At 64.1% G+C, this 26325-nt stretch carries 28 protein-coding genes; 12 read left to right on the top strand and 16 right to left on the bottom strand.

Annotation, left to right across the window (positions count from 1 at the left end; genetic code table 11):
• Positions 1-24: 24 nt before the first annotated feature.
• The 3 genes from gcvA (at position 25) to ACHFB9_RS06925 (ending at position 2185) form a co-directional block, all read left to right on the top strand.
• The gene (gene gcvA / locus ACHFB9_RS06935) at positions 25-918 is read left to right on the top strand and encodes a transcriptional regulator GcvA (RefSeq protein ID WP_417070557.1); all 894 of its coding nucleotides are present in this window, start codon (positions 25-27) and stop codon (positions 916-918) included.
• 223 nt (positions 919-1141) lie between these two features.
• The gene (locus ACHFB9_RS06930; protein ID WP_417070555.1) at positions 1142-1372 is read left to right on the top strand and encodes a thioredoxin family protein; all 231 of its coding nucleotides are present in this window, start codon (positions 1142-1144) and stop codon (positions 1370-1372) included.
• A 39-nt stretch (positions 1373-1411) separates the two neighbouring features.
• A complete protein-coding gene (locus ACHFB9_RS06925) occupies positions 1412-2185 on the top strand; it encodes a pyrroline-5-carboxylate reductase family protein (RefSeq protein ID WP_417070553.1) in 774 nt (257 codons plus the stop codon).
• 10 nt (positions 2186-2195) lie between these two features.
• Here the strand turns inward: ACHFB9_RS06925 and ACHFB9_RS06920 are convergent, their stop codons facing one another.
• From ACHFB9_RS06920 to ACHFB9_RS06900, 5 genes are all read right to left on the bottom strand, one after another.
• The gene (locus ACHFB9_RS06920; protein ID WP_417070551.1) at positions 2196-3248 is read right to left on the bottom strand and encodes an EamA family transporter; all 1053 of its coding nucleotides are present in this window, start codon (positions 3246-3248) and stop codon (positions 2196-2198) included.
• Complete coding sequence (locus ACHFB9_RS06915; RefSeq protein ID WP_417070549.1) at positions 3245-3784, bottom strand: sigma-70 family RNA polymerase sigma factor; 540 nt, start codon at positions 3782-3784, stop codon at positions 3245-3247. Before ACHFB9_RS06915 ends, ACHFB9_RS06920 begins: the two co-directional genes overlap by 4 nt.
• 310 nt (positions 3785-4094) lie before the next feature.
• Positions 4095-4586: a GNAT family N-acetyltransferase gene (locus ACHFB9_RS06910; protein WP_417070547.1), complete on the bottom strand. Its 492-nt coding sequence runs from the start codon at positions 4584-4586 to the stop codon at positions 4095-4097.
• Between the two features lie 11 nt (positions 4587-4597).
• Entirely contained in the window at positions 4598-5500 is a 903-nt protein-coding gene (arsN2, locus tag ACHFB9_RS06905; protein ID WP_417070545.1) for an arsenic resistance N-acetyltransferase ArsN2, read from the bottom strand.
• A 110-nt stretch (positions 5501-5610) separates the two neighbouring features.
• The gene (locus ACHFB9_RS06900) at positions 5611-6054 is read right to left on the bottom strand and encodes a hypothetical protein (RefSeq protein WP_417070543.1); all 444 of its coding nucleotides are present in this window, start codon (positions 6052-6054) and stop codon (positions 5611-5613) included.
• Between the two features lie 174 nt (positions 6055-6228).
• On the opposite strand from ACHFB9_RS06900, the gene ACHFB9_RS06895 reads away from it, so the two are divergent.
• Positions 6229-6420: a hypothetical protein gene (locus ACHFB9_RS06895; RefSeq protein WP_417070541.1), complete on the top strand. Its 192-nt coding sequence runs from the start codon at positions 6229-6231 to the stop codon at positions 6418-6420.
• 215 nt (positions 6421-6635) lie between these two features.
• Here ACHFB9_RS06895 and ACHFB9_RS06890 read toward each other — a convergent pair whose 3' ends face one another.
• From ACHFB9_RS06890 to ACHFB9_RS06870, 5 genes are all read right to left on the bottom strand, one after another.
• Positions 6636-7979, bottom strand: coding sequence for a lysozyme inhibitor LprI family protein (locus ACHFB9_RS06890; RefSeq protein WP_417070540.1), 1344 nt, complete (start codon positions 7977-7979; stop codon positions 6636-6638).
• 144 nt (positions 7980-8123) lie between these two features.
• On the bottom strand, positions 8124-8357 hold the full coding sequence (locus tag ACHFB9_RS06885) for a hypothetical protein (protein ID WP_417070538.1): 234 nt from the start codon (positions 8355-8357) through the stop codon (positions 8124-8126).
• A gap of 106 nt (positions 8358-8463) precedes the next feature.
• Positions 8464-9246, bottom strand: coding sequence for a transporter (locus ACHFB9_RS06880; RefSeq protein WP_417070536.1), 783 nt, complete (start codon positions 9244-9246; stop codon positions 8464-8466).
• A gap of 102 nt (positions 9247-9348) precedes the next feature.
• A complete protein-coding gene (gene mgtA, locus ACHFB9_RS06875; protein ID WP_417070534.1) occupies positions 9349-12135 on the bottom strand; it encodes a magnesium-translocating P-type ATPase in 2787 nt (928 codons plus the stop codon).
• A gap of 447 nt (positions 12136-12582) precedes the next feature.
• Positions 12583-13782: an aminotransferase class I/II-fold pyridoxal phosphate-dependent enzyme gene (locus tag ACHFB9_RS06870; protein ID WP_417070532.1), complete on the bottom strand. Its 1200-nt coding sequence runs from the start codon at positions 13780-13782 to the stop codon at positions 12583-12585.
• Positions 13783-14035: 253 nt separating this feature from the next.
• Here ACHFB9_RS06870 and ACHFB9_RS06865 point away from each other — a divergent pair, with 253 nt between their 5' ends.
• From ACHFB9_RS06865 to ACHFB9_RS06855, 3 genes are all read left to right on the top strand, one after another.
• Positions 14036-14710 (top strand): response regulator, encoded by a 675-nt coding sequence (locus ACHFB9_RS06865; protein WP_417070530.1) that lies wholly within the window; start codon positions 14036-14038, stop codon positions 14708-14710.
• Positions 14700-16061: a sensor histidine kinase N-terminal domain-containing protein gene (locus ACHFB9_RS06860; RefSeq protein ID WP_417070528.1), complete on the top strand. Its 1362-nt coding sequence runs from the start codon at positions 14700-14702 to the stop codon at positions 16059-16061. The genes ACHFB9_RS06865 and ACHFB9_RS06860 overlap by 11 nt, the downstream gene beginning before the upstream one ends.
• A gap of 105 nt (positions 16062-16166) precedes the next feature.
• Entirely contained in the window at positions 16167-16418 is a 252-nt protein-coding gene (locus tag ACHFB9_RS06855) for a DUF1488 family protein (RefSeq protein WP_417070526.1), read from the top strand.
• A 9-nt stretch (positions 16419-16427) separates the two neighbouring features.
• On the opposite strand, the gene ACHFB9_RS06850 is transcribed toward ACHFB9_RS06855, so the two are convergent.
• Positions 16428-17585, bottom strand: coding sequence for a PLP-dependent aminotransferase family protein (locus ACHFB9_RS06850; RefSeq protein WP_417070524.1), 1158 nt, complete (start codon positions 17583-17585; stop codon positions 16428-16430).
• Positions 17586-17645: 60 nt separating this feature from the next.
• Here ACHFB9_RS06850 and ACHFB9_RS06845 point away from each other — a divergent pair, with 60 nt between their 5' ends.
• The gene (locus ACHFB9_RS06845; protein ID WP_417070522.1) at positions 17646-18086 is read left to right on the top strand and encodes a MarR family winged helix-turn-helix transcriptional regulator; all 441 of its coding nucleotides are present in this window, start codon (positions 17646-17648) and stop codon (positions 18084-18086) included.
• A gap of 76 nt (positions 18087-18162) precedes the next feature.
• Here the strand turns inward: ACHFB9_RS06845 and ACHFB9_RS06840 are convergent, their stop codons facing one another.
• A complete protein-coding gene (locus ACHFB9_RS06840; RefSeq protein WP_417070520.1) occupies positions 18163-19842 on the bottom strand; it encodes an ABC-F family ATP-binding cassette domain-containing protein in 1680 nt (559 codons plus the stop codon).
• A 112-nt stretch (positions 19843-19954) separates the two neighbouring features.
• Complete coding sequence (norR, locus tag ACHFB9_RS06835; protein WP_417070518.1) at positions 19955-21493, bottom strand: nitric oxide reductase transcriptional regulator NorR; 1539 nt, start codon at positions 21491-21493, stop codon at positions 19955-19957.
• Between the two features lie 153 nt (positions 21494-21646).
• Between norR and ytfE the strand changes: the two genes are divergently transcribed.
• From ytfE to ACHFB9_RS06820, 3 genes are all read left to right on the top strand, one after another.
• A complete protein-coding gene (ytfE, locus tag ACHFB9_RS06830) occupies positions 21647-22324 on the top strand; it encodes an iron-sulfur cluster repair protein YtfE (RefSeq protein WP_417070516.1) in 678 nt (225 codons plus the stop codon).
• Between the two features lie 67 nt (positions 22325-22391).
• Positions 22392-22706 (top strand): cupin domain-containing protein, encoded by a 315-nt coding sequence (locus ACHFB9_RS06825; protein WP_417070514.1) that lies wholly within the window; start codon positions 22392-22394, stop codon positions 22704-22706.
• Positions 22707-22712: 6 nt separating this feature from the next.
• Positions 22713-23240, top strand: a complete 528-nt coding sequence (locus ACHFB9_RS06820; protein WP_417070512.1) for a hemerythrin domain-containing protein — start codon at positions 22713-22715, stop codon at positions 23238-23240.
• Between the two features lie 9 nt (positions 23241-23249).
• Here the strand turns inward: ACHFB9_RS06820 and ACHFB9_RS06815 are convergent, their stop codons facing one another.
• Together ACHFB9_RS06815 and ACHFB9_RS06810 are read right to left on the bottom strand one after the other, a co-directional pair.
• Positions 23250-23651 (bottom strand): hypothetical protein, encoded by a 402-nt coding sequence (locus ACHFB9_RS06815; RefSeq protein WP_417070510.1) that lies wholly within the window; start codon positions 23649-23651, stop codon positions 23250-23252.
• Positions 23652-23653: 2 nt separating this feature from the next.
• Positions 23654-24844 (bottom strand): MFS transporter, encoded by a 1191-nt coding sequence (locus tag ACHFB9_RS06810; protein WP_417070508.1) that lies wholly within the window; start codon positions 24842-24844, stop codon positions 23654-23656.
• Between the two features lie 306 nt (positions 24845-25150).
• Here ACHFB9_RS06810 and ACHFB9_RS06805 point away from each other — a divergent pair, with 306 nt between their 5' ends.
• On the top strand, positions 25151-25960 hold the full coding sequence (locus ACHFB9_RS06805) for a substrate-binding periplasmic protein (RefSeq protein ID WP_417070506.1): 810 nt from the start codon (positions 25151-25153) through the stop codon (positions 25958-25960).
• 79 nt (positions 25961-26039) lie between these two features.
• Here ACHFB9_RS06805 and ACHFB9_RS06800 read toward each other — a convergent pair whose 3' ends face one another.
• Positions 26040-26291, bottom strand: coding sequence for a DUF6624 domain-containing protein (locus ACHFB9_RS06800; RefSeq protein ID WP_417070504.1), 252 nt, complete (start codon positions 26289-26291; stop codon positions 26040-26042).
• Positions 26292-26325 lie beyond the last annotated feature (34 nt).

The following is a 26325-nucleotide window of genomic DNA, read 5'->3' as shown; positions in this document are numbered from 1 at the left end:
AAGAATCAGGTAAGCTGAACTGACATGAAGACTCCCGGAAAACTCCCCTCCCTGCCCGCGCTGCGCGCCTTCGAGGCGGCGGCACGGCTGGGCAGCGTGACGGCCGCGGCCGACGAACTCTGCGTGACGCACAGCGCGGTCAGCCAGCAGATCAAGCAGCTGGAGGGCGCGCTCGGCGTCAAGCTGTTCGGCCGCTCGGGGCGGGGCGTGAGACTGACCGCCGCGGGACAGGAACTCGCGCTGGGCGCCAACGACGCGCTCGCCGCGCTCGCCGAATCGGTCGCCCGGGTCCGCCGGCGGGCAAACCCGAACCGGCTGACAATCACGACCCTGCCCTCATTCGCGGCGCGCTGGCTCACGCCGAGGATCAGCCGCTTCTTCGAGCAGGAGCCGGGCGCCGAGATCAACATCCTCTCGACCTCGTCGCTGCTCGACTACGCACGCGAAGGTGTCGATGCCGGCATCCGCTTCGGCTCAGGCCAGTACGAGGAGCTCGACGCCGAGCTGCTGATGGGCGACGAGATGCTGGTGGTCGCGAGCCCGGCCTACCTCGCAGCGAATGCGATCGGAACGCCGGCCGACCTCGCGCGCTGCACGCTGCTGCGCACCCAGGGCGAGCTGTGGGCGCAGTGGTTCGCGCACGCAGGCCTGCCCTGGCCGGAACCGGAGACGGGGCTATTCTTCAGCGATTTCGCGCTCGCGCTGAGCTGGGCCGAGAACGGGCACGGCGTCGCGCTGACGCGCCGCTCGCTGGCAGACGAGGCGCTGCGCCAGGGCAGCCTGGTTCAGCTCTTCGCGCTGAGCGTCCCGGATGAGCGCCGTTACTGGTTCGTGACGCCCAAGGGCAGCGCACCGACGCCTCTGCTCGAACGCTTCAAGGCCTGGATGTTCCGCGAGGCGGGAGCAGAAAACACCTGAGTCACAAAACCGGGCTGCATCCTTTTCCGGGTCGCTGCGTCTTCAACGGCATCCCATCCACGAAGAGACCTCTGCCATGTTCGCCCCCCCATCTCCCGCCTCGCAGCGTCAATCCTGCGCCGGGTCATGAAGCCACGTCTGATCGCAACTTTCGCAGGAACCGTCGGCGGCGGAATCCTGCTGGTCGGCTATCTGTTCAACCTTGTCCTCTGAGGAGTCGTCGATGAAAGTCACCGTCTATGGTCCGGGCTGCGCCCGCTGTCAGCAAACCGCACAGACCGTGCAGCAAGTCCTTGAAGAGCGCGGAATCGCCGTCGAGCTCGACAAGGTTTCCGACTACGCGGCGATCGCGGCGGCCGGCGTCATGGCCACGCCCGGCGTCGCGCTGGATGGCCGGCTGGTCTCGACCGGCAAGCTGCCCAGCCGCGCCGAGATCGAGAGCTGGCTGGTCTAGTCCCATTGCCGCCCGGCCTCGCCGGGCAAGGAGAACATCATGTTCGATTCAATTGGTTTCATCGGAGCCGGGCGCGTCACTTCCATCATGCTCGCCGGCTGGCTCAGGGCCGGCGTCGCGCTGCCCCGGGTTCGGGTTGCGGATGTCTCGGTCGAGGCGCTGGACCGGCTCAAGGAGGAGTTTCCCTGGATAGAGCCGGCGACGAGCGAGGAAGCCGCGGCCCAGTCCCTGGTCTTCGTCGCGCTGCATCCTCCCGTGCTCGCCGAGACTCTGGCGCGGATCGCGCCCTGCCTGCGTCCCGACGCGGTGCTGGTCTCGCTGGCGCCCAGGCTTCGCCTGCCCGGACTGCAGCAGCAGCTCGGCGGTTTTGCCCGCCTGGCGCGGATGAATCCGAATGCGACCAGCGTGATCGCGTCCGGCTACAATCCGATCGCGTTTTCCGACGGGCTCGCCGAGGAAGCGCGCAAAGCTCTGCTCGCGCTCGTCCAGCCGCTCGGCCACACGCCGGTCGTGCCCGATGAACAGATCGAAACCTATGCGGTGGTCAGCGCGATGGCGCCGACCTATTTCTGGTTCCAGTTCGATACGCTGCGCCAGCTCGCGCTCGAGTTCGGGCTGAGCGAAGAGATGTCGCGTCAGACCGTCAGGGAAGTTCTGCACGGCGCCGTCGACACGCTGCTGGCGAGCGATCTGCCGGCTGAGCGCGTCATGGATCTGGTTCCAGTGCGCCCGCTCGCTGAAGAGGAAGAAAAGATCCGCGCGCTTCTGTGCGAACGGATCCGCGCGATCCACGCGAAGCTGAACGCCCGGTGACGGCAGCGCTTCAGTGGCGGTGATCCCGATGGTGAGCATCGGGGTAATGCGCATGGCTATGCACAAGGGCTTCGTGCCGGTGAGCATGCGCATGCCGGATTCCCGGTTCGACCGGGAAGTCGTGTGCGTGCTGGTGGTGTTCGTCGTGGCGGTGGCTGTGCGAGTGTTCGATCTCGGCATGAGCGTGCTCGTGCGCGTGGCGCTCGCTCAGGTGGAGCCAGACGCCGAGCGCCATCAGCGCACCGGCACCGACCAGACCAGGCGTCAGCACCTCGCCCGAGAGCAGCGCGAGCGCAGCGCCGACGAACGGCGCGATTGAAAAGTAGGCACCGGTGCGCGCTGTGCCGAGATGGCGCAGCGCGATCACGAAGCAGACCAGACTGATGCCGTAGGCGAGGAAACCCACAGCCATCGCCATCGCCGAGCTTGGCCAAGACGGCAGCGAGGCGCCCTGCCCCCAGGCCAGAGCGAAGTTCACGCTTCCCGCTGCCAAGCCCTTGACCATCGCGATCCAGCTGGCGTCGGTCAGCGACACCTTGCGCGTCAGGTTGTTATCCAAACCCCAGGCGAAGCAGGCGCCGAGCACCGCGAGCGCCGGCCACAGGCCCGCAAGGCGCAGCTCGCCGGGCCAGCTCAGCAGAAGCGAGCCCGCCGCGATCGCCAGCATGCCCAGCGCGATGCGGCGATCGAAGTTCTCTTGGAACACGATCCAGGCCAGCAGCGCCGTGAACACGCCCTCCGCGTTCAGCAGCAGCGCGGCGCCCGATGCGGGCATCGCGTTCAATCCCGTCATCAAGAGCAACGGACCGGCCACGCCGCCGGCGAGCACGGCAGCGGCGAACCAGCCCAGCTCGCGGCGGGGCAAACGCACAGGCTCGGCGCGAGCGAGCCTCCGGAACAGGGCCAGCCCGAGACCGGAACCGAGATAGAACAGCGCAGCGAGCATCCAGGGACCGATGCCCTGTAGCAGCCATTTGGCCAGAGGCGTTCCCGCGCCAAACAGCAGAGCAGCCCCCAGCGCGGCGGCGATACCGGGACTGAAGGAGAATGAACGAGTCTTCATCGCGAGCGGCGCGGCGTGAAGCAGCAGACCCGACCCTGGGCATCGAAGCGGATCTGACAGTTCGTAACCAGATACGCTCTGAGCCGGGCACGGGCGCGCTGGACGCGAGACTTCGCGCCGGGAAGGCTCAGACCTTGCCGCACCGCATAGTCGGCCTGGCTCATCCCGGCCAGATCGCACAGTTCGATCGCCGCACGGTCGGTCTCCGGGAGCTCGATCAGCGCCCTGGGCAGGCAGTCCGCCAGTCCCGCGACGGTATCTCCCGGCTCATCCTCGGGCGCGGGAAGCTCTTCGGGCAGCTCGACGAAGGAAGGCCGCCGGCGCCCCAGATCGACCAGCGCGTTGCGGGCCACATGGAATAGCCAGGCCCGCGGTTGAGCGATCGAGCAGAAGGCCAGCCCCTGCAGATGCGCTTTCAGATAGACCTCCTGCAGCAGGTCTTCGGCCTGCGACCGATCGCCAAGCGAGTGCCGGAGCCAACCGAAGAGCTCGCCCCCGTGCCGCAGCCAGGCCTGCCTCAGACAGCTCGCTTCCATGTCGCCCCCTTCGTACAGTGATGGCCGAATTGAAGCACGGAGCGCAGCAACATTTCAATAGTTGTTGTAATGTTGCTGCGTATAAAGAGACGACGCCACTCGCGGTTCGAATCCCTGTCCTCGGGCGTTCGTCTCGACATGTTCGGGCTGCAGGCCAGACCCTGAGCCACAGCCATCCCGCCGATGCGATCGCCGAGCGAGGCATCGCCCCCATCTGCCCTCAGGAAGGTGCGCTTTGTGTCGCCCGATCAGAAGTTCGACCTGCGCGCCGGTCTTCGTCGCACCGCCCGAGCCGGCCGCGTGATCGCGCTCAGGCCGGCTGCAGGCTGCGCCGCTCCAGCAGCATCACGTCGCGCCAGCGTCCGTCGAGCAGGCCGAGCTTCTCGCGGCAACCGACTTCGCGGAAGCCGTGTGTTCGGTGCAGCGCAAGGCTCGCGGCGTTCTCGGGAAAGATGCCGGCCTGCAGCGTCCATATCCCCAGCTCTTCCGATGCCCGGACCAGATGGCTCATCAGGCGTCGGCCGACGCCCCGACCCGCGTGCTCGGTGTCGACATAGACGCTGACTTCGGTGACGCCGCGATAGACCGGTCGGCTCGACACCGCGCTGAGCGCGATCCAGCCCAGAACCCGGCCCTCCGCTTCGGCGACGAAGCGGCAATCGGCGAGGTGGCCGCTGTCCCAGTCCGCCCACTGCGGCGCTTCGGTCTGGAAGGTCGCATTGCCGGTCGCGATGCCGGAAAGGTAGATGGCCCTGACTTGCGGCCAGTCGCGCGCTTCGAGCGCACGGATCCCGATTTCCATCATGAGTCCTCTCAAAGAGTGCGGCGCAGCACGGCCGCCGAGGCCGGGCAGACGCCCTGGAATTGCGTCGAGCCGCGCAGAGCGGTAGGCACATCGTCGCGCGTGCAGCGCGCGAAACCGCGCGCGCCGAAATAGGCTTCGGCCGACGTGGTCAGCAGATACAGGGATTCGACTCCGTCCCCCCTGGCGCGATCCTGCAGTGCATCGAGAAGCTGTGCGGCGAGGCCTTTGCGTCGCCACGAGGGCGAGACCGCGACCGAGCGCAGCAGCGCCGAGTCCCCCTCGCGCTCCAGCCCGGCCGACGCGACGATCGCGCCTTCGGCTTCTGCGACCAGGAAGGTAGCGAGGTGTTCGCGAGCGCCAATGACGGGCAGGCGACAGGCGAGGAGGAGCGCTTCGATCTGCGGCCAGTCCGCATCACGGGCCGGTCGGATCTGCGCTGGCGCCGGGGTCGAAGCGCAGCCACAGCGCGCGACCGGGGTCGAGGCCGAGTCGGCCAGCGCTTCGAGCAGCCAGCCGAGCGCGTCGTGGACGGTCTCCAGTCGGTCGCCGGACAGCGCGGCGAGCACGCCTTCCGCATGCAGGTTCAGCTTCGCGTTGAGCGCGCGGGCGCGGGCCCGGCCGGATTCGGTCAGACGCAGCGCAACGCTGCGCTTGTCCTGCCCGTCCTGAGCCTTGTCGATCACGCCTTCATCGACCAGCGCGGCGACAGCCCGGCTGATCCAGCCTTTGTCCAGGCCCAGCTGATCGGCCAGCGCTCTCTGCGACAGGATCTCGTGGCGCAGCAGCTCGTTCAGGATGTGGCACTGGACCGTCGAGGCGTCGTCGCAGCAGCTGTTCTGGACCCTCTGGATCCTGACGTACTGGCGCACGAGCTCGCGCAGCCTCTCTCCGGTTGAACAGGGAAGGCTCATGGCCCCTCCTTCAGACAGCGAAGACGACAGCCTGCCGCAAGGCCATTTGGTTGTCAATGACAACTTTATTGATCTGCTGCCGGGGCGACAACGAAACCCGTCGCCGTGACTCAGAGCCCCAGTTGCAGAAAGCCACCCAGGAGGATCGCGTAATAGAGGACGGCGAAGAGCGCATTGCTGAGCGCGAGCGGCCAGTAGATCCGGCTCATGCCGACGCCCAGCCAGCGCAGCGCGACGAGGATCGGTTCCTGGCCGAGTACGGCGCAGCCCAGCGAGAGGCCGCCCCAGACTCCCCACCGGCGGGCGAAGGCCTCGCTCCTCGGTGTGCGCAGCCGCGCGACCCAGCGGTGGATGGGCCCAAGCCGCGTGCTCTGGCCGGCTAGCCAGGCGATGATGAGCCCCTCGATGTAAGCGCTCGTCGCGACGACGGGCAGCAGGATCAACGGGCTGATGTGTGCCTTGATTCCGACGCCGACCGCGACCGACGGCCCCAGCACCAGGTTCGGGGTCGCCGACAGTCCGACGATGGAGGCCCAGGTCCAGAAATCAGTCACGCGACACCTCGAAGCGGGAAAGCTGACGAGCCTACGCGCGAGCCTTCGCCCAGGCAAATCCCCGTACCGCGTCCGTTTAAGCCCCGCTTAAGTCCGCTTCATCAGGCCTTAAGCCTCGGCGCCGCACACTGCAGTCGTGCACTCATCGCGAGTGATCCAACAAGGAGCCCCACCATGAAGAAGCTGATCGCCACCCTCTCCGCTCTGACCTTTGCCGCCGGTGTCTTCGCCGCCGAAGCCCCCGCCCCCACCGGCTCGGCTCCGGCCGCCAAGCCCGCCGCGACCGCGAAGGCTTCGGTCAAGAAGCATCAGGTCAAAAAGGTGAAGAAGGCCGCGCCGAAGACGGAAGCCTCCGCCGCGAAGTGAGCCGCGCCGCCCAATGAAAACAAAACCCCGGGAGACCGGGGTTTTGTCGTTTACGGCGTCGGAGCGGAACCGTCCAAAATGCCGCACAGCTGAAGCACAAAAGCTTCGAAGGGCGGTAGCCGACACCTGAATTCTCTCAAGGACATGAAAAGCAGGCCCTCAACCTGCAGACCTAGAGGCGAAACGCCGGAAGGGTGGGAATATCGTATCGAATACTATTTCGGCCGATATTTTCGAACTTTGACTATTTTCCATCGACCATCCGTGTACACCGACTCCTCGATACGCCCCGTATCATCAGGAGTTATGAGATCGCGAGTCATGCGGACAGGAACGGGTTGATTGCTCACCACCTTGTATATTGTTTCCCAATGATCGCAACAGCCGCTTTTGCTGAAGGTGCTCAGCGTCTTCGTTTTGGCGTCAAAACCAAAGAAACCTAAACCCTCAATCGTGAGATCGCTCATGCGTTGGTTGTGAACGAAGCCATTTGGAGTGCGCAGAAAAACGGCATAGTTTGGCCCGCCATAAGAGCCTTCATTGCCAATCTGCACCGCAAAATCGTCCAGCCCATCAAAGTTGAAGTCTCCAACATTGATCGTACCCTGGTCGTCATACAAACGCGCCGAGTTGACCAGAAGTTCCCCACCTTCCGTACTCAACACAATGTTTGGGATATTGACATCAAGCAGAGTACGACGGCTTTTTGCGTCCTGCACGAGCAAACGTGCTGCGGTGTCATCGGGAGTGTAGCCCAGCTTCGCTATAGTGAATGCAAGCTGCTTCGAAGCTTTGGTTATGTGAATCTCTGCCCGGCGCTCAGCCAGAGGAACACTCAGGCAAAAATTTTTCAATTCATTCCATGGCACATCGGCATTTTCCAATTGCACATGAATATTTCCGATCTCCACATTCTCAGGCGTATAGCGCACCCCCTCTTGCTCTTCGTTCTCATGAGCGGTGCGCTTTGCCTCTTCAAGCAGCGCGACCAGAGGATCGCGCCAGTGCACCTGCGGGTCGGCGCATGCAGACACCGCGCTTACAAAAGCGGCATGCATTTTCAGTGCGGGTTTTCGAACATATTCGCGCAGGCAGATACCTTTCTCCACCACATCCGCTGGGTGACTGCAATCGAGTGGCGATGTAAATTTTGGCAGCACGGTGTGTGACTTCAGAGTAGCTAACCACTGGCATTCTTCGGCATCCGCATTTAGCAGATCGATTTGCCCGCGGTAACTTTCCCGCAAACTTTTGGCATGCGCTTTTTCGGAATCGGCGGGGGATTTCGTCTTGTCGCCGACATAATATCGCGCATAGTTTCGGATATCCGCCATCCATGCCTGCTGCATGTGCAGGCGCATTAGTGCAGGGTCAGCACATGCCGCCTGTGAGGCGCGCCAGGCGGCGGCCAACTCGTCGTCCAGCTTTGAAAGATCGCTATTGGCGCAAACAATTTTTTCCACTGGATGGCGCGCCTGCTGACAGTCAAAGCTAGCGGCATGTACGGTCGCCGCCAGCAGCAGACTTGCAGCAACAGTCGAGGGAAACATGTACTTCATCGAAGCCTCCAGAAGGAAACAATAAATCCGCAAAAATACCAAGGCGAGACAACCGAACTAGATCATCCAATCTGGAGCAGCGAAGCTGAATAGTGAAATTTCGCCCCCAAAAAACAGCCAAAGAGCCCTCATTCGACCTACTTTTCAAAAGTATGCGCTCCCCACGAGCACTTCGTCACCCCCACTCGCCACCCTCTCCGCGCTGACCTTTGCCGCCGGCGTCTTCGCCGCCGAGGCCCCCGCCCCCACCGGCTCGGCTCCGGCCGCCAAGCCCGCCGCGACCGCGAAGGCTTCGGTCAAGAAGCACCAGGTCAAGAAGGTGAAGAAGGCCGCACCGAAGGCGGAAGCCTCCGCCGCGAAGTGAGCCGCGCCGCTCATTGAATGCAGAACCCCGGGAGACCGGGGTTTTGTCGTTCACGGCCCACGGTGAGTCGAGAAGAGGATGCAGGGCGCCGTCAAGCCCCCCGGATGAAACTCGGACCCACTACCTGCGCACAGCGATCCCGGCGCCGATGGAGTACTGACGCCGGGAATCAAGCAGGAGATTTCTGTAACCGATATCCAGATCCAGCTTGTCACTTGGGTGAAAGACAAGGCCGACTGTCGCAAAGACCGGATTCTTGCGCGAAGCTGCATTGCTGTTGCGGTAGGCCCCCAGCTCCGCGACGCCGCTCAGTCTGTTTGCCAGCGCTGCCACAACAGAAAACGAGGAGCTCCAGATATCCTTGCGATCGCCAAGCTTGTTGTCATTGAAGGTATAAGCCAGATTGGCAGACAGACTCACGCTGTCGCCGCCCCACCCCAACACTCCGGTCCCCCCCGGGTTCAGGCGATCGTTGCCCAGCCCCTTTGCAGAGTCTCCGGTCGGAAGGGTGAGGATAGGTTTCAGCGCAAGGCTGAACTTTCCATCCTGATAGTTCCGCCACTTCACAAAAATGGAAGCGTCGCCGACTCCTCGCTGGAATTTGTCCGGATCCTCGCTGATCTGATTGCGCAACCAGGGCGCCGAGAAAGCCACGTCGAGCGCGTCAGTCATGCCATAGGTCACGGTGGCATTGACAGACTGGCTCGTGAGTCGGGAGTCGCGCTCCACGGCGCGATCCACGCTCAGTTCGAACTGCACATTATCCCGCCCCTGAACACCCGAGTCCTCCGTCGCCAGCGGGTGGCCCGCAAAGGCATGGGTGGGCAGCATCAGACACAGCGCGACCGAGAAAATCGCGCCATACCGACTGCGAAGGAAATCATCAAAAACAAACATATCCATTCAATCCAAAATGCCCTCTCTTTGGAGGCTTCCATCCCTCGCCCCGCCATATGACTTGATCCCTCTGATGGCAAAGAAGATTTGCCGCGCAGCCACCGAGCTCTACTGCCAGCCAAACCTGCGGGTGTAGTAGCGTTTCATCTGCTGCGTCAGAACCATATAGGCCAGCAGGATGGTAATCAGGATCGGAAAGTAGATGAGTGGCAAGGCCTGCAACTTGAAGTAATGCGCAAAAGGCCCCATCGGGATGAAAACGCCCAAAGCCATGATGAGCGATGTCGTCATCAGCAGCGCGGCTCCCGGACGGCTTTGAATGAATGGAATTTTCTGGGTCCGGATCATGTGCACGACCAGCGTCTGCGTCATCAGCCCCTCGATGAACCATCCCGATTGGAAGAGGGTCTGCTGTTCGGCTGTGTTCGCGCCGAAGACGAACCACATGACCAGATAGGTTGTGATGTCAAAGACCGAGCTGACCGGCCCGAAGAACAGCATGAAACGCCCGATATCACCCGGATTCCAGCGTTGCGGATCTTTTACCAGTTCCTCATCGACATTGTCGAAGGGAATCGCGATCTGCGAAATATCATAGAGCAGGTTCTGCACCAGAAGGTGCATTGGCAGCATCGGCAAAAAGGGGATGAAAGCGCTCGCGATCAGAACCGAAAAGACGTTTCCGAAGTTCGAGCTGGCTGTCATCTTGATGTATTTGAGCATGTTGGCGAAGGTCTTGCGTCCTTCGATCACCCCCTCCTCCAGCACCATCAGACTCTTTTCGAGCAGGATGATGTCAGCCGCCTCCTTCGCGATATCGACTGCCGTGTCCACCGAGATCCCGATGTCTGCGGTACGCAGCGCCGGAGCATCGTTGATCCCATCCCCCATGAAACCGACCACATGCCCATTGGCCTTGAGCAGCCGAACGACGCGTTCCTTGTGGGCCGGCGTCAGCTTGGCAAAGACGCTCAGGGTATCCACTGCCCGTGACAACTCGGTGTCGCACATCCGCTCGATCTCGGAACCGAGCAGGACGCGATCGGCCTCCAGTCCGACCTCGCGACAGATTTTTGCGGTCACCAGTTCGTTATCGCCAGTGAGCACCTTGACGCTGACCCCATGCGCGGCCAGCGCCTTGAGCGCAGGCGCAGTGGATTCCTTGGGGGGGTCGAGGAAAGCGACATAACCGATCAGCGTCAGCTCCGATTCGTCGGCGACTCCATAAGTTTCATGAGTGGGTGGCAATTCCTTCGACGCGACAGCCACGACGCGCAGGCCGTCGGCATTGAGCCCCGCGGTGACGGCGCGAACGCGTGCCAGAAGCTCGGGGGTCAGCAGCTCATCGACTTCACCGTGGCGGACCCGGCTGCAGGCATCCAGCACTTCTTCGACCGCCCCCTTGCAGATGAGCATGTGATGCGCCTCGTGCTCTGCGACGACAACCGACATGCGGCGGCGGTTGAAATCAAACGGGATCTCGTCGACCTTGCGAAAGTTGAGCGCAGGATTGAGCTCTTGATGGACTTCCGCGTGTTCGAGCACCGCCACATCCAGAAGATTCTTCAAGCCCGTCTGGTAATAGCTATTGAGGTAAGCGGACTCCAGAACATCGTCCGACTCCATCCCCCAGACGTCGGTATGGTGAGCCAGAAAAATCTTGTCCTGAGTCAGCGTGCCGGTCTTGTCGGTGCACAGCACATCCATGGCGCCAAAGTTCTGAATGGCGTCCAGGCGCTTCACGATGACTTTCTGCCGGGACAGAATCACCGCCCCCTTGGCAAGGGTCGAGGTGACGATCATCGGCAGCATTTCCGGCGTCAGACCGACAGCGATCGACATCGCGAACAGGAAGGCCTCGGTCCAGTCGCCCTTGGTGAAGCCGTTGATGAACAGCACCAGCGGCGTCATGACAAACATGAAACGGATCAGCAGCCAGGCCACCTTGTTGACGCCAGCCTGAAACTGCGTGGGCGCCCGATCGGTGCTCGTCACGCGTTGGGCCAAGGCGCCAAAGTAGGTGCGGTTCCCCGTTGCGACAACGACCGCCGTCGCGGAGCCAGAGACCACATTGGTCCCCATGAACAGGATGTTCTCAAGCTCCAGCGGATTTGCGGTGTCGGAGCTCTTCTGCGCGGCAAACTTCTCGACGGGCAGCGACTCGCCGGTCATCGCGGCCTGGCTGACGAACAAATCCTTGGCTGAGAGCACCCGGCTATCGGCGGGAATCATGTCTCCGGCGGAGAGGACGACGATATCGCCCGGAACCAGAAGCTTGATCGCGACTTCGAGCTTGCTCGGTGCCTTGGGGTGGATCTGGACATCGAAATAGCGACGCGCATCCTCCTGTGCATCCTCAGCCAGATCATGGCGGATGACCGTCGCGGTATTGCTGACCATTGCCTTCAGTTTGTCGGCGGCGCGATTGGATTTGCTCTCCTGCCAGAAGCGGATCATCACGGACAGCACGACCATGGACCCGATGACAAGCGTCGCCTTCATATCGTCGGTAACGTAGGAAATCGTCGCAAGAAGAGTGAGCAGCAGATCAAACGGGGTCTTGTAACAATGCCAGAGATGGCGCCACCAGGGCAGCGGTTTTTCCTGGTCGACCTCGTTCGGGCCAAAGCGCTCCCTTGCCTTATCGGCCTGTACCTCGCTCAGACCGTGAAGGCTCGAATTCAGCCTATTCAGCAACTCATCCGGGTCGCAGAGCGCGGCGGCAATCAGCGTCTGGGATAGGGCCGGAGGAACCTCCCTGCTGACGTCGGTTCGGGTCAAACTATCGAGCAGCACCAAACGGCGGAAATGACGACCAATGCCGCGGGTCCGGATGAATCCCGCGAAAAGCTCTTTGAGAATATTGAAGTTCATGACGTGCTGCTGCCTTGCCAAGCGCAGACCTGCCGACAAAAGGCATGGATGCGAAGCGTCACCCCTGCCCGGAGTGAACGGCATCGAACCGCGATGGCGGCCTGCGAATAGATCAAAAGGGAAGCAGATGGATAAACCGGGAACCGGTCATCTCAATTCCACTACCCGCCGTTGCGGCAGGGTAGCGTTCGGGGGAGCCCCTGGAGTTACCTTGCCTGTTTGCGTCCAACGCAAGATCGACTACTGGGACTGTCCACAGAGGGACTCCGAAAATGAAGATGAACAAACTTTAGCACGCGACAAGTGCGGCCGGCCACCCCTCTCCACGGGAATGCGATAAAAAAAGCCCGAAGACTTGTCTTCAGGCTTTTTATTGAGGCAGGCTCCATACCCAATGACTCGACCGACCACAAAACTTATCGAGACAGGGCTCGATTACAAGCGGTGCGGACCGACCATCAGCCTGGATTACAGCCGCCGGGAGATTTCCGCCATCACGCCGACCACATGGTCGATCTGCTCCCTGCTGTGGCCCGCATTCATCATGAAGCGCAGCCGCGCCTGCCCCACAGGCGTCGCGGGGAATTGCACGGAATCGACGTGTATTCCTTCATCGCGCAGCGCCTTCGAATAATTCTGGCACAGCTCGGAATCGCCGATCAGCACCGGAACGATCGCGGTTTCGGTCGAGACGAGCTTGAAGCCCAATGGCTGCATCTGCGCGATGAAATAGCGCTGGTTGTCCCACAGCCTCTGGCGGCGCTGCGGCTCTTCGACCAGCAGATCGAGCGCCGCGATCAGCGCACAGGCCTGATCCGGGGTCGGCGGGCAGGTAAAGCCATAGGCGGAACTGGTCAGCCGGATCACGTCGGCCACATCGCGGTCGACGGCAACAAACCCGCCAATCGCGCCGAAGGCCTTGCTCAGCGTTCCCATCTGGATGATGTTCGGGCTGTAGCAGTTGTAATACTCCGAAGTCCCGCCGCCGTTCTTCCCCAGCACGCCGGTCGCATGAGCGTCGTCGATATAGAGGATCGCGCCGTAGCGTTCAGCCAGAGCGACGAGTTCGGGCAAGGGGGCGATCGTGCCGTCCATGCTGAACACGCCATCGCTGACGATGATAGGCGTCGCGCCCTCCGCCGCCTTCAGCAGCGACTCGAGGTGATTCATGTCGCGGTGCTTGTAGTTGTGGCGGTTGGCGCCGGACATCTGGATGCCTTCGCGGATGCTGATGTGGTTCAGCTCATCCGAAAGGTAGACGTACTTGTAGCGCGTCTTGGCGCGATAACCGTGGATGCGGGCCAGCGTTCCGGCCTTCACCAGCGAGGACAGGACTCCGACATTGGTCAGGTAGCCGGTCCCGAACAGCACGGCATCGGTCTTGTGCTTCAGAGCCGCCAGCCGGGACTCCAGCTCGCGGTAGACTTCCAGATCGCCGCCCAGCAGCCGGGACTCGCAGTTGCCCACGCCATAGCGGTCGAGGCCTTGCTTGGCCGCAGCGACCATCCGGGGGTGATTGGCCAGGGCCAGATAGTTGTTGGTGCTGAACGAAACGTACTTCCGACCGTTGGAGACGAAGCTCGGATCAGGCAGGGTCTCGTTGACGAGCATTTCCTGGTGGATCGAATGACCGCCAATCCACTGTGCGATTTCTTTCAGTTCATTCATTGCTCTTTGCATTCCCGATATCAGTGAGACAGCCACGCGCAGGCAAGCCGGAAGGCACCAACAGAGCCTCTTGTGCTCGGCGCGGTTTTCCGATCAAGGAATCGTCAGAGCACCAGGGCCTCTCTTTTCGGCCGCGCAGGGCGGGGGGATCTTCCTGCCGCCACCGCCCTGCCGCGGCGGCGCAGCGCAGGACTGTGGCAAACTGTGCCCCAGTATCCCCTGAGCTCTCTTTCCGGAACCTTTCTATCCCCGCATGCGCCTGCTCCTGATCGAAGATGACTGCCCGCTCGCGCAAGGCCTGGCTGATACCCTGAGGCTGGGCGGCTATTCGGTGGACTGGATGGATACCGGTTCGGCGGGGGATCGCGCACTGGAGAGCGAGTCTTTCGACGGAGTGATCCTCGATCTGAACCTGCCCGGACGGGATGGCTTCGATGTGCTGCAGCGGATGCGCGCCCGGGGAGACGCGACTCCGGTGCTGATCCTCTCCGCGCGCGACGAGACAGCGGATCGCGTGCGCGGCCTCGATCTGGGCGCCGACGACTACCTCTCCAAACCTTTCGAACCGAGCGAGCTCGAAGCCCGCCTGCGGGCGATGATCCGGCGCAGCCATGGCGCCGCCAGCAACCTGCTCGCGGTCGGAGACTTGCTGCTCGACACCGTGGCCCGCCGCGCAAGCGCATCGGGCCAGGCGCTGGATCTGACTCCGCGGGAATTCGCTCTGCTCGAATTGCTCGTGGCGAGGCGTGGCCAGGTGGTCTCCCGGGCGCAGATCGTCAACAGCCTCTGCGCCTGGGACGAGGACATCTCGTCAAATGCGCTGGACATCCATATTCACCGCCTGCGCCGTAAGCTCGAAGGCTGCGCCCTGGTCCTGCGAACCCTGCGCGGCTTCGGTTATCTGCTGGAAGCCACCGATGGCGCTTAGCCTGCGCCGCGAACTGCTGCGCCGCCTGCTGTGGCCGATGCTGGTGGTGTCCCTGCTGGGCGCGGCGGTGTCCTACCTGCTGGCGCTGCGCTTTGCCGATGAGACCTACGATCAGTGGCTGCTCGATTCGGCGCGGGCCCTGGCGCAGCAAGTCGAAGTGGAGTCGGGTCAAGTGCGCCTGGAACTGCCGGAACCCGCGCTCAACATGATCTCCTGGGACGCCTACGATTCCGTACTGTTCCGCGTCGATTCGAGTCGTCACGGTCTGCTGGCCGGCGAACGCAGCCTGCCCCGGCCCGACAGCGCGGAGGGGCAAGCCTTCGCCTTCTACGATACCGCCCGCAAGGGACAGGCTATGCGCGCGGTACAGGTCATCCTGCCTCATCTCGCGCCCGGCGAGGACATCACGGTCACGGTCGCGGAAACGCTGAACAAGCGCCGTCGCCTCGCCGACCGGGTGCTGCTGGGTGTGCTGGTCCCGGAAGCGCTGCTGATCCTGCTGACTCTGGTTCTGGTCCGTGGAGGCGTCAAACGCGGCCTGCGCTCGATCGCCAGCCTGGAAGTCGAGGTCAAGGCCCGCCAGTCGGACGATCTGACTCCGCTACCCGATGAGCTGGCCCCCGCCGAACTGCTGCCCTTCACCCGTTCGATCAACGGACTGCTGGAGCGGCTCAATGCCGTGCTCGGCGCGCAGCGGCGCTTCATCGCCGATGCCGCGCACCAGTTGCGCACCCCGCTGGCGGCGCTGAAGGTGGAGCTCGAACACGCGGTTCGCGAGCCGGACCCGGTCCGCCATGCGCAGGCGCTCGGCGCGGTGCGGGCCGGAATCGACCGTCTGGTCAGGATTTCCAACCAGCTTCTGCTGCTGGCCAGAGCCGAACCCGGAGCCCATGTCGCGAACTCGATGAGCCGCCTCGACCTGCATCAGGTGGTTTTCGATGCGGCGGGCGCCTGGGTGCCTCAGGCCCTGACAGCCGGCGTAGACCTCGGTTTCGAAGGCGATGATGAACCCTGCGCCGTGCGCGGCAACCCCGTCCTGATCGGCGAGCTGGTCAACAACCTGATCGACAACGCGCTGCGCTACGGCCATAGAGGAGGCCGGATCACGGTCAGGCTGATCCGCGAGACACAGACGGCGTGCCTGGAAGTCGAGGATGACGGGCCGGGCATTGCCACGGAATTGATGGATCAGGCACTCGATCGCTTCTTCCGCGTTCCCGGCAGCCCGGGCAGCGGCTCGGGTCTGGGGCTGGCGATCGTCCGCGAGATCGCCTCCGCCCACGGAGCCCAGCTCGAGCTCAAGGCCGCCGCCAGTGGTGGCCTGTGCGTCAGGGTGCGCTTCCCGGCCTGACCCTCCTCGGGTCGCCATCCGGCAGAAACTCACGGTGCACATGCAATCGCCAGCCGCAACGCGGGAGACCAGCTAGTCTTCAAGGCGAGCTTGGAGGGCTTCGCCATGGTCGTATTCTTCCCCGCAGGCCAGCACCGGAACACCAGCCGCAGAGTCGTCGAGTTCCCCGCCTACTACAACGGCCGGCACATCGACTGCGCAGTCAGCTGGGACGCGTTGGCCGAGCGCTACGGCGCGAAAAAGGATCACGAACTCGCCTGCTTCATCGAGAACCGGCCCGAGATCGAGGCACGCGTCGAACGCTGCGTGCTGGCCGGCCAATTCGAGCTGAACGGAACGATCCTGATCAACTACTGAGCGCGCAGCTCAATCCGCCTGGCGGATCAGCCCGGCCAGGATCGCCAGGCCCCGGTCGATCTCTTCCTCGTTTGCGTGGCTGAAATTGAGCCTCAGTGCGCCGCAGGCATCCGGCCGGTCGGCGTAGAAATTCTCGCCCGGCATGAAAGCGACGCCGCGCGCTATCGCCGGCGCGAGCAGGGTTCGGGTATCGATCTTGCGGCTGAGCTCCAGCCAGAAGAACAGGCCACCGGCGGGCGTGCTCCAGCGCGCCAGGTCCGCAAAGTGCCGCTTCAACCCCTTCTCGAACGCATCGCGCCGCGCCCGGTACAGCTCGACGACGCGCGCGAGCCGCTCCTCGCGGTCCGCCGCCTGCAGAAAACCGAGCACGAGCCACTGGCTGACCCGGTTGCTGTGCAGGTCGGCCGACTGCTTGAGCCGGGTCAGATACGGGATCAGTTCCTTCGAGGCGGCCAGATAGCCCAGCCTGAGTCCGGGTGCAAAGCTCTTCGAGAACGAACCCTGATAGATCCACGGGGCTTTTCTGAGCCGCGCGCAGACCGGGGTGCGCGCGCAGTCGTCGAACGCGAGATCGCGATAGGGGTCGTCCTCGAACAGCAGCACTCCAGCCTCATCGCAGGCGGCCGCGAGCGCCGCGCGCTCATCCTTCGAATAGCAGTGCCCGGTCGGGTTCTGGAAAGTCGGGATCGCATACGCAAACGCGGGTTTCGCCGCAAGCGCGCGGCCGGGCTCGTCCCGCTCCAGCGCGACAAAGGAGGCACCGAAGAAGCGGAAAGACTGCAGTGCGGCGAGGTAAGTCGGCGCCTCGACGGCCACTGTCGTGCCCGGGTCGATGAACAGTTTCGCGACGAGATCCAGACCCTGCTGGGAACCGGACAGGATCAGCACCTGCTCGGGCGGGCAGGCCAGGCCCCGCTCCGCGAGTTCGGTCGCGATCTGCCGGCGCAGCGCGCCATCGCCTTCGCTGGGCCCGTACTGCAGCGCGGCGGGCGGCACGGCGGCGAGATCGAGCGCTGGAAAGGACTCGGCCGCGGGCAGGCCGCCCGCGAAAGAGATCATGCCGGGTCGGTCGATCACGGAGAGGATTTCGCGGATCGGCGAAGCTTCGAGATCGGCGAGGCGGCGGGAGTAACGCGGTTCGGCAGAAGTCGTTTGGAGCGTGTTCATAATAACGTCAATAGAGTTGACCTATTGACAGCATAGCGCCGGCCGGGAAAATACGTCAACATGGTTGACGAAAATATCCCGGAAGAGTTGCGCGCCGCGATCGAGCTGTTCTACTTCGCCTATCGCTCCTTCACGTCGCGCCCCGACAAGGCGCTGGAACAGCGAGGGCTGAGCCGCGTCCACCACCGCATCCTGTACTTCGTCGGCCGCCAGCCCGGACAGGGAGTCGGTGCGCTGCAGCAGACGCTGCAGATCTCGAAGCAGGCGCTGAACGCACCGCTGCGCCAGCTGATCGAGATGAAGCTGATCGAAGCGAGCCCGGCTTCCGGCGACCGGCGGATCAAGCTCTTGTCGCTGAGCGACGAGGGCCGCGCGCTCGAACACCAGCTGACCGCGACCCAGGCCAAGCAGTTCACGGCCGCGTTCGGCGCCGCCGGCGAAGCGGGGGCCGAAGGCTGGCGTCAGGTCATGAACCGGATGGCCGAAGCCGAACAGAAGTGATCGGGCTTCGCAGCAGAGCGGTGGCTTGCCTGCGGCGAAGCCACCCTACAGCGGGGAGGATTCGCCTTACGGAAGATCAGGCGGCGAGCTTCTGCGCCGCCGAGGCCGCTTCGCGGACGCGCTTGGCCTCGTCGAGCAGGAACTTCTGGTAGTCGTCCAGATCGCCGTCGAAAGGCTGGACCTCTCCCTGCGTGACCAGCCAGAATTCGTCGCAGACCGTGCGCAGCAGCGCCCGGTCGTGGCTGACCAGCATCACCGTGCCTTCGAACTCGTTCAGCGCGATGCCCAGCGCCTCGCGGGTCGCGAGGTCCAGGTGGTTGGTCGGTTCGTCGAGCAGCAGCAGATTGGGACGCTGCCAGACGATCATCGCGAGCACGAGACGCGCCTTCTCGCCGCCGCTCATCGTGCCGACCGGCTGCTTGACCATGTCGCCGCTGAAATTGAAGGTGCCGAGGAAGGTGCGCAGCGACTGCTCGCCGCCGCTTTGCCCCGGCCCACGCATGTTCTGCGGCGTCGCCTTGGCGAGGTGGATCATGTGCTCCAGAGGCGTGTCCCCGGGCTGCAGCACGTCGAGCTCCTGCTGCGCGAAGTAACCGATGTTGAGTCCCTTGCCTTCGCTGAGCTCCCCTTCGATCGGTTCGAGCGCATGGGCGATGGTCTTGACCAGCGTCGACTTGCCCTGCCCGTTCGCACCGAGGATACCGATGCGCTGGCCGGCGAGCACCGAGCGGTTGATGCCGCGCACGATCACGGTCGGCGGCGTGCCCTCGGACGCGTCCGGCGAGGCCGGATAGCCGATGCTCGCGTCGAGCATCGACAGCATCGGATTCGGGACGTTGAGCGCTTCCTTGAACTCGAACGAGAACTCGGCGTCGGCCAGCACCGGCGCGACCTTCTCCATCCGCTCCAGCGCCTTGACCCGGCTCTGAGCCTGGCGAGCCTTGCTCGCCTTGGCCTTGAAGCGGTTGATGAACTGCTGCAGGTGGGCGATCTTGTCGGCCTGCCTCGCCGCCGCGGCCGTCTGCAGCGCCATCTGTTCGGCGCGCATCTCCTCGAACTTGCTGTAGTTGCCGCCGTAGCGGACCAGCTTCGCGTTGTCGATGTGCACGGTCACGCCGGTCACCGCATCGAGGAACTCGCGGTCGTGGCTGATCACGACCATCGTGCCCGAGTAGTTCTTGAGCCAGGCTTCGAGCCAGACCAAGGCGTCCAAGTCCAGGTGGTTGGTCGGTTCGTCGAGGAGCAGCAGATCGGACGGGCACATCAGCGCCCGCGCCAGCTGCAGGCGCATCCGCCAGCCGCCCGAAAAGCTGTTGACCGGGTTGTCCAGCTCGTCGCAGGAGAAACCCAGGCCCAGGATCAGCGCCTGGGCGCGGGCCGCCGCGTCGTAGGCGCCGACATCGTTGAGCGCCATATAGGCTTCGGCCATCCGCATGCCGTCGTCGCTCGCCTCGGCCGCGGCCACTTCGGCCTGGGCGGCGAGCAGAGCCGTGTCGCCCTCGATCACGAAGTCGGTCGCGCTCTGCTCGGTCTCCGGCATGTCCTGGGCGACCTGGGCCATCAGCCACTGCTTCGGGATCGTGAACTCGCCGCTGTCCTCGTGCAAACGGCCGCAGAGCAGGCCGAAGAGCGAGGACTTGCCGGCGCCGTTGCGCCCGACCAGGCCGACTTTTTCGCCCGGCGCGATCGTCATCGAGGCGCTGTCGAGCACGACCTTGACGCCGCGGCGCAGGGTCACATTTTTTACGAAGATCATTGGGGGGGACGCGACTTCTTGGGGGACGAGCATGATAGCCGCCCCGGACGCCTGAAGCCTAGAAACATCGGATTCAAAAGCGTTTTTTGCGCCGCGCCGGCACAACGCGGCCCTATTTCTTGATCCCCAGCCGCCGCGAGAGCTTGTGCAGGTTGCTCGCATCGAGCCCCAGAGTCCGCGCGGCCCCCGCCCAGTTGTCGGCGTTGCGCGCCAGCGCTTCGCGGATCAGCGCGCGCTCGTAGGCTTCGACCGCGGTCTTCAGCGACAGGCCTTCGCCGGGCAGCGCGCCGTCGAGGACGGAAGGCGGTTCGTCTGGCGCGCTCAGTGCGCGCGTCAGATCGAGGTCGAGATGCTTCGCCGCGAGCGTGACGATCTCCGAGCGCCGCCCGCCCTCGCTCAGCGCCCGCAGCGCCGCGCGGCTGATCACGTGTTCGAGCTCGCGCACATTGCCCGGCCACGCGTAGGCGAGCAGAGCGAGTTCGGCGTCGGGCGCGAGGCGCAGACTGCGCACGCCCAGCCTCGTCCGGTTCAGTTCGAGAAAGCTGCCCGCGAGCAGCAGCACGTCGTTGCCGCGCTCGCGCAGCGGCGGGATCACGACCGGATAGACCGAGAGCCGGTGGTACAGGTCGGCGCGGAACAGCCCTTCGCGGACCCGCTCGGGCAGCAGGCGGTTCGTCGCAGCGATGACGCGAACCTCGACCCGGTGCGGCTGATCGGCCCCCAGCCTCTGGATCTCGCCGTTCTGCAGCGTCCTCAACAGCTTGGCCTGGACGCCGAGCGGCAGCTCGCCAACCTCGTCGAGGAAGAGCGTGCCGCCTTCGGCCGCCTCGATCCGCCCGACCCGATCGGCGATCGCGCCGGAGAAGGCGCCTTTGACGTGGCCGAAGAGCTCGCTCTCGGCCAACGATTCGGGCAAGGCCGCGCAGTTGACCTGGACCAGAGGGCCCGCGCTGCGGCGCGAAGCGCGGTGCAAGCGGCGCGCGAAGAGCTCCTTGCCGACGCCGGTCTCGCCCTGCAGCAACACCGGCAGCTCGGAATCGGCGACAACGTCGAGCTCGTGCAGCAGCGCCTGCATCTGCGGGCTCCGGGCGACGATCTCCACTTCGCCGACCGGGCCCAGCGGATGGGTCAGCAGCTCGGCCCGCCCGGCGCGCAGGCTGCGGTTTTCCTCCTCGAGCCGGCTCACCCGGACCGAGGCCTCGATCAGCAGCGCGAGCCGCGAGAGCTCCTCGCCGGCCTTCTCGCCGAACACATCGCCGCTCAGCGCATCGAGCGTCAGAGCGCCCCACTGCGCATCGTCGAGATAGAGGCTGATGCCCATGCAGTCGTGCACCGGCAGAGGCTCACCCGGATGGCTGTCGAGCAAGCCGTCGTAAGGATCGGGCAGGCTGCTGCCGGGCGGAAAGCGGACCGGCTCGCGGCTCGCCAGGATCGCCGACAGGCGCGGATGGCTGGCGACGACAAAGCGCCGCCCCAGCGTCTCGCGCGCCAGCCCCGCGACGGCCACCGGACAGAGGCTGTCGCCCTCCTTCTTGAGCAGGCCCACGGCGCCACAGCGGAAGAGTTCGCGCAAGGCCTGGACCAGGCGCTGCAAGCGCACCGGCGCGGGCAGCTCGCTGATCAGGTCGGCCAACAGCATGGACTGGATCATGGTCAAATCAACCCTCCAGGGTCAAAACAACCCGATCATGATAGGGTAAAAAGAACCGGCCTCACAAACTTTCCTTTAAAGTCAGTCACTTGGCAACAGGCACAGCGTTTGCAATGAAGACTGCGTCATTTCTTCAAACACGAGGACGCTGCGATGAACCTGCTCGACCAAAACATCGGCCAACTGGCCTGCTCCCTGCCCGGCGCGACCCGGATCTTCCACCAGCACAAGCTCGATTTCTGCTGCGGCGGCCACAAGAGCCTGCGCGAAGCGGCCGACAAGCGCGGCCTCGACCTCGCCGCGCTCAAGACCCAGCTCGAAGCGCTGGGTCGCGACGACTCCGCCGAGCGCGACTGGCGCGAAGCCCCGCCCACCGAGCTGATCGAACACATCCTGAAGCGCTTCCACGAGCGGCACCGCGAACAGCTGCCCGAGCTGATCCGCCTCGCCCGCCGCGTCGAAGCCCGGCACGCCGGGAGGGCGGATTGCCCGGCGGGTCTGGCCGACCATCTGGAGGCGATGTTCCAGGAACTCGTCAGCCACATGATCAAGGAAGAGCAGGTCCTCTTCCCGCTCTTGCAGCGCGGCGGCGAGCGCAACGCCGGGGCGCCGATCACGATGATGCGCTTTGAACACGACCAGCACGGCGAAGCGCTCGACGAACTGGCCCGGCTGACCCACGACATCACGGCCCCGGTCGATGCCTGCAATACCTGGCTCGCCCTCTATGCCGGCCTCACCGAGCTGCGCGAAGACCTGATGCAGCACATCCATCTGGAGAACAACGTGCTCTTCCTGCGCGCCGAACAGGCCGTGGCCCGCGCAAACTGAGCGCCTAAGCGTCCGCCCCCGCCACGAGGCGGACCTTCAGACCCGATATCCGGCGAAAGGAATCGAAATGAGTGAAGTCCAAAAAAGCAGACTGATCGACAAGATCGCCTATCAGAAGGACTCGGTCGTCAGCAAAACGCTGATCGACAAGAAAACCGGAACCGTGACCCTGTTCGCCTTCGACGAAAATCAGGGCTTGAGCGAGCACACCGCCCCCTTCGACGCGCTGGTCCAGGTACTGGATGGCGAAGTGGAGATCCAGGTCTCCGGCACGCCCATCCATCTGAGCGCGGGCGAAATGCTCATTCTGCCCTCGGGCGAGCCTCACGCGTTGAAGGCTTTGACGGCCTTCAAGATGCAGCTGACGATGATCCGCTCCTGAGCACCGATGACGATGAAGATCTTGCCCCCCGGAACCCTCGCCCCCGACTTCGAATCGCCTCTGTCGCTGCTGACGGCCTGCCACGACAAGGTGCGGCACTTCGCCGCGCTGAGCCTGAGCCTCGCCGCCCACGTCGAATCGAGAGGCGCCGACCGCGACGCACGCGAAGCGGCCAGCAACATCCTGCGCTACTTCGACATTGCCGCACCTCTGCACCACGCCGACGAGGAAGAGGATCTGTTCCCGGCGCTGCGCGCGCTGGGCGAGCCGGCACTCGACCGAGCGATCGATGAACTCGAAGCCGAGCACCGGAGTCTGGCCGGGCTCTGGCAGAGTGTCCGGCTCTGGCTCACCGCGATCGACCGGGGCGAGGCCGCGCCGCGTCCCGACGAGCTGGAAGGCTTCGCGCGCCTCTACCCCGCCCACGCCGCCCGCGAGGAGGCCGAAGTCTATGGCGCGGCGAAGCGCCTGTCGGCAGCCGAACTCGCCGGGATCGGCGCGCGGATGCGCCAGCGCCGCGGCGCGAAGGACTGAAGCCCGGATTCAGAGACGACAGAAGCGGAAGAAGAGCCAGGGGGCGGCTGCGACCCAGAGCAGCACGAAGGGCCAGACCCGCCCCTTGAGGACGTTGTAGTTCGCCAGCAGCTCCGCCCACGGATGCCCGCCGACGAAGTGGAAGAACAGGAATTCAAACGCGACGGTCAGCGCCAGCCACAGCAGTCCGGCCAGAACCGCCTGCGTCTCGGACACGAGCGGCCCGAAACGGACGAAGGCGAAGATCACGGCGCCGAGCAGCACGATGCTGGTGAGCGAGGACAGCTGATGCGCGGCGAGCTCGCTGATCGACTTTCCATAGACGAGATCCCTCGCCGCGCCATTCGCGATCGAGACGATCAGCATCAAGAACCAGACCGCGAGGATTTTCCAAAAAGTCGAAAAGCTCATCGTTAATCCCTGTTTTCAGGAGGACCGGCCTTCACCGGTGCGCGATAGCCGACATACGCGATCGCCGCCGCGAGCATCTGGACGATGAAGATCGTCAGCACCGCGCGGCTCCAGCCACCGGCCTCATAGGCGAGGCCGACCGCCCAGGTGCCCGCCGCGCCGCCCGCGTAATAGCACATGTTGTAGAGGCCGGTCGCCAGAGACCGCCCCTCGACGACGTTGGCCGCGATGAAGCTGAACGTTGTCGACTGGCAGATGAAGACGCCGGACGACGCGACGGCGAGGCCCGCGATGATCAGCGCCGAGGACGGGGTCAGCGTCAGCAGCAGGCCGCAGGCCGAGAAGCCCAGAGCGCCGAGGATCGCCCGCCGGGCGCCGAAGCGCACGATCAGCCGGCCGGAGAGCGGCGTGACGATGCCGCCGGCCAGATAGACCGCGAAGACGTTGGCGAGCGCCGCGGTCGAAAAATGGAATGGCGACGACGCCAGATGCAGGTTCACATAGGTGAAGAGGCTGACCAGGGAAAACAGCACGCAGAAGCCGACCGCGCAGGCCGCCATCAGGCGCGGCCGGTGCAGATGGCCCCACAGGGTCTCGAATGCGGCCCTGACCTTGCGGTTCGCGGTGAAGTGGCGAGAGGCCGGCAGGCGCCAGGCGATCAGCGCGGCGCCGAGCAGCGTGAAGGCCGCAAGCGTGACGAAAGCGCCCCGCCAGCCGAACAGATGACCCAGGTGGCCGGTCACGAAGCGCCCGCAGAAGCCGCCGATCACCGTGCCGCCGACATAGGTCGTCGTCATCCGGGCGATGCGGCCGGCCCGGAACTCCTCGGAGATGTAGGCGATGATGACGACGACGATTCCGGGGATCGCGAGGCCCTGGATGAAGCGCAGCGCGATGACCGAAGCGAGGCTGGTCGCCGCCGGGATCAGCGCGGTCGGGATCGCGAGCGCGAGGAGCGATGAGCAGAGCACGCGCTTTCGCCCGAAGGCGTCGGACAGCATGCCCATGAAGGGCGAGACGATCGCGACCGCGAGCACCGTCGCTCCAACCGTGAAGCCCGCCTGCACCGGCGAGGCGTGGAAGTCCCGCATCACCAGCGGCAGCACCGCCTGCATCGTATAGACGTTCAGGAACGCAAAGAAGCCGATCAGCCAGACGATGGGGCGGGAAGCCAGCTTGCTATGTTCGGACATGGCCAAGAGTGGGGAGCGCGCAGAGATAGAGACCCAGCCGCAGAGCTGGCGCTCCGCTGCATCGACAGGGGGACGGAGCGGGACTCATTGTCGCACATCGACTCAGAGCCCGCGCCGGAGGCAAGCCCACCACCGCGAGGACTCATCGAGCAAGCGCAGCACTTGTGCCCCCTCGCCCACCGACAACATCACCTAACATTACAGCCTCGACTCCGTTGCGGAGGTCGAAGCCGTGCGTTGGAGGCGAAGCCCATGGGCGGAGTGATCATGGCGAGACTTGGCGAACTTTTTGAATGTCTCATAACCATGGTCGCCATTGCGCTCGGCTCCGTGGCGCTCGGCACGTCAGGCAGCGCTCGCGCCGAGCAGATCACGCTCTCGGCCTTTGACTACCCCCCGTACATGGACGAATCCCAGGCAGAGAAAGGGCTGTTCTGCGAGCTGGTCGCGGCGGCCTATCAATCGGTCGGTTACAAAGTATCGTTCAGGTTCTACCCGTTGAAACGCTCGACCCAGTACGTGATCGCCGGGACTGAGCTGGGACAGCTCGGCACCGAATGGAACTTCTCCGAGGAAGCCAGGAAGAACAGCGTCAAGAGCGTCCCGCTCTTCTATTACCGCGTGCAGGGCTTCTATCTGAACGATCACTTCAGGAGCATTGCCTTCAAAACTCTGAAGGACCTGAAGGGCTATCGTCTCAGCGTCATCCGGGGAAGCTCGGACGCAGCCGTCCTGATGAGCCATCCCGATCTGAATCTGGATGTCGAGGAGGTGACGACGATGGAGCAGATGTTCAAGAAGGTCTATTTCAAGCGCAGCGATCTTGGCTTCGCCGTCGAGCTGAGCGGACAGACCTACATCGCCAAGCACTACCCGGCCGAACGACAGCGCTGGTCGATGACCGGGGACGCGGTCCAGGGAATCCTTGCCAGCGTCGTGTTCTCGAAGAGATACCCGGACTCCGAGAAATACATCAGCGCATTCAGGGCCGGAGTTCAACGGATACGCAAAGACGGGAGCTATCTGCGGATATTCGAGAAGTATTACGGAGCAGGGAAAGTCCCTGACTCGGTCTGGGAGATCGACCGAAAGCCGTACCTGATCCCGAAGGAGTGAATGTTCTTCCTCCGCGAAGGCCACAGACACCTTGGCCGGAGCGAGCGCGCAGAGCTCGCACGCTCCGCCCGCCCCCCCGCTACTTCTCCGGCGCCGGCGCGCAGAACAGTCCGGTCACTTTTTCCTGGTAGTCGCGCAGCGAATCCAGGCCCATCTCGGCCCGCCGGGCATCGACCCCCTCCGGCGCCTCGATCGCGAAAGGCTCCCACTTCCCGTCCTGGCAGTGTCCCTGGCTGCCGTAGCGCTGAGGCAGGGACTTTCCGGTCGCGACCCGGTCGAAGAGCAGCGCGAAGTTCTTGGGCTTAATCCCCGAGGGTAAAACTTGCTTCATTCATTCTTGTGTAATGCAAGGCGTGCCCCCAAGC

Source organism: Niveibacterium terrae, assembly GCF_048213115.1.
Classification (GTDB): Bacteria; Pseudomonadota; Gammaproteobacteria; order Burkholderiales; family Rhodocyclaceae; genus Niveibacterium; species Niveibacterium terrae.
This window is presented reverse-complemented; position numbering and strand designations above follow the sequence as displayed.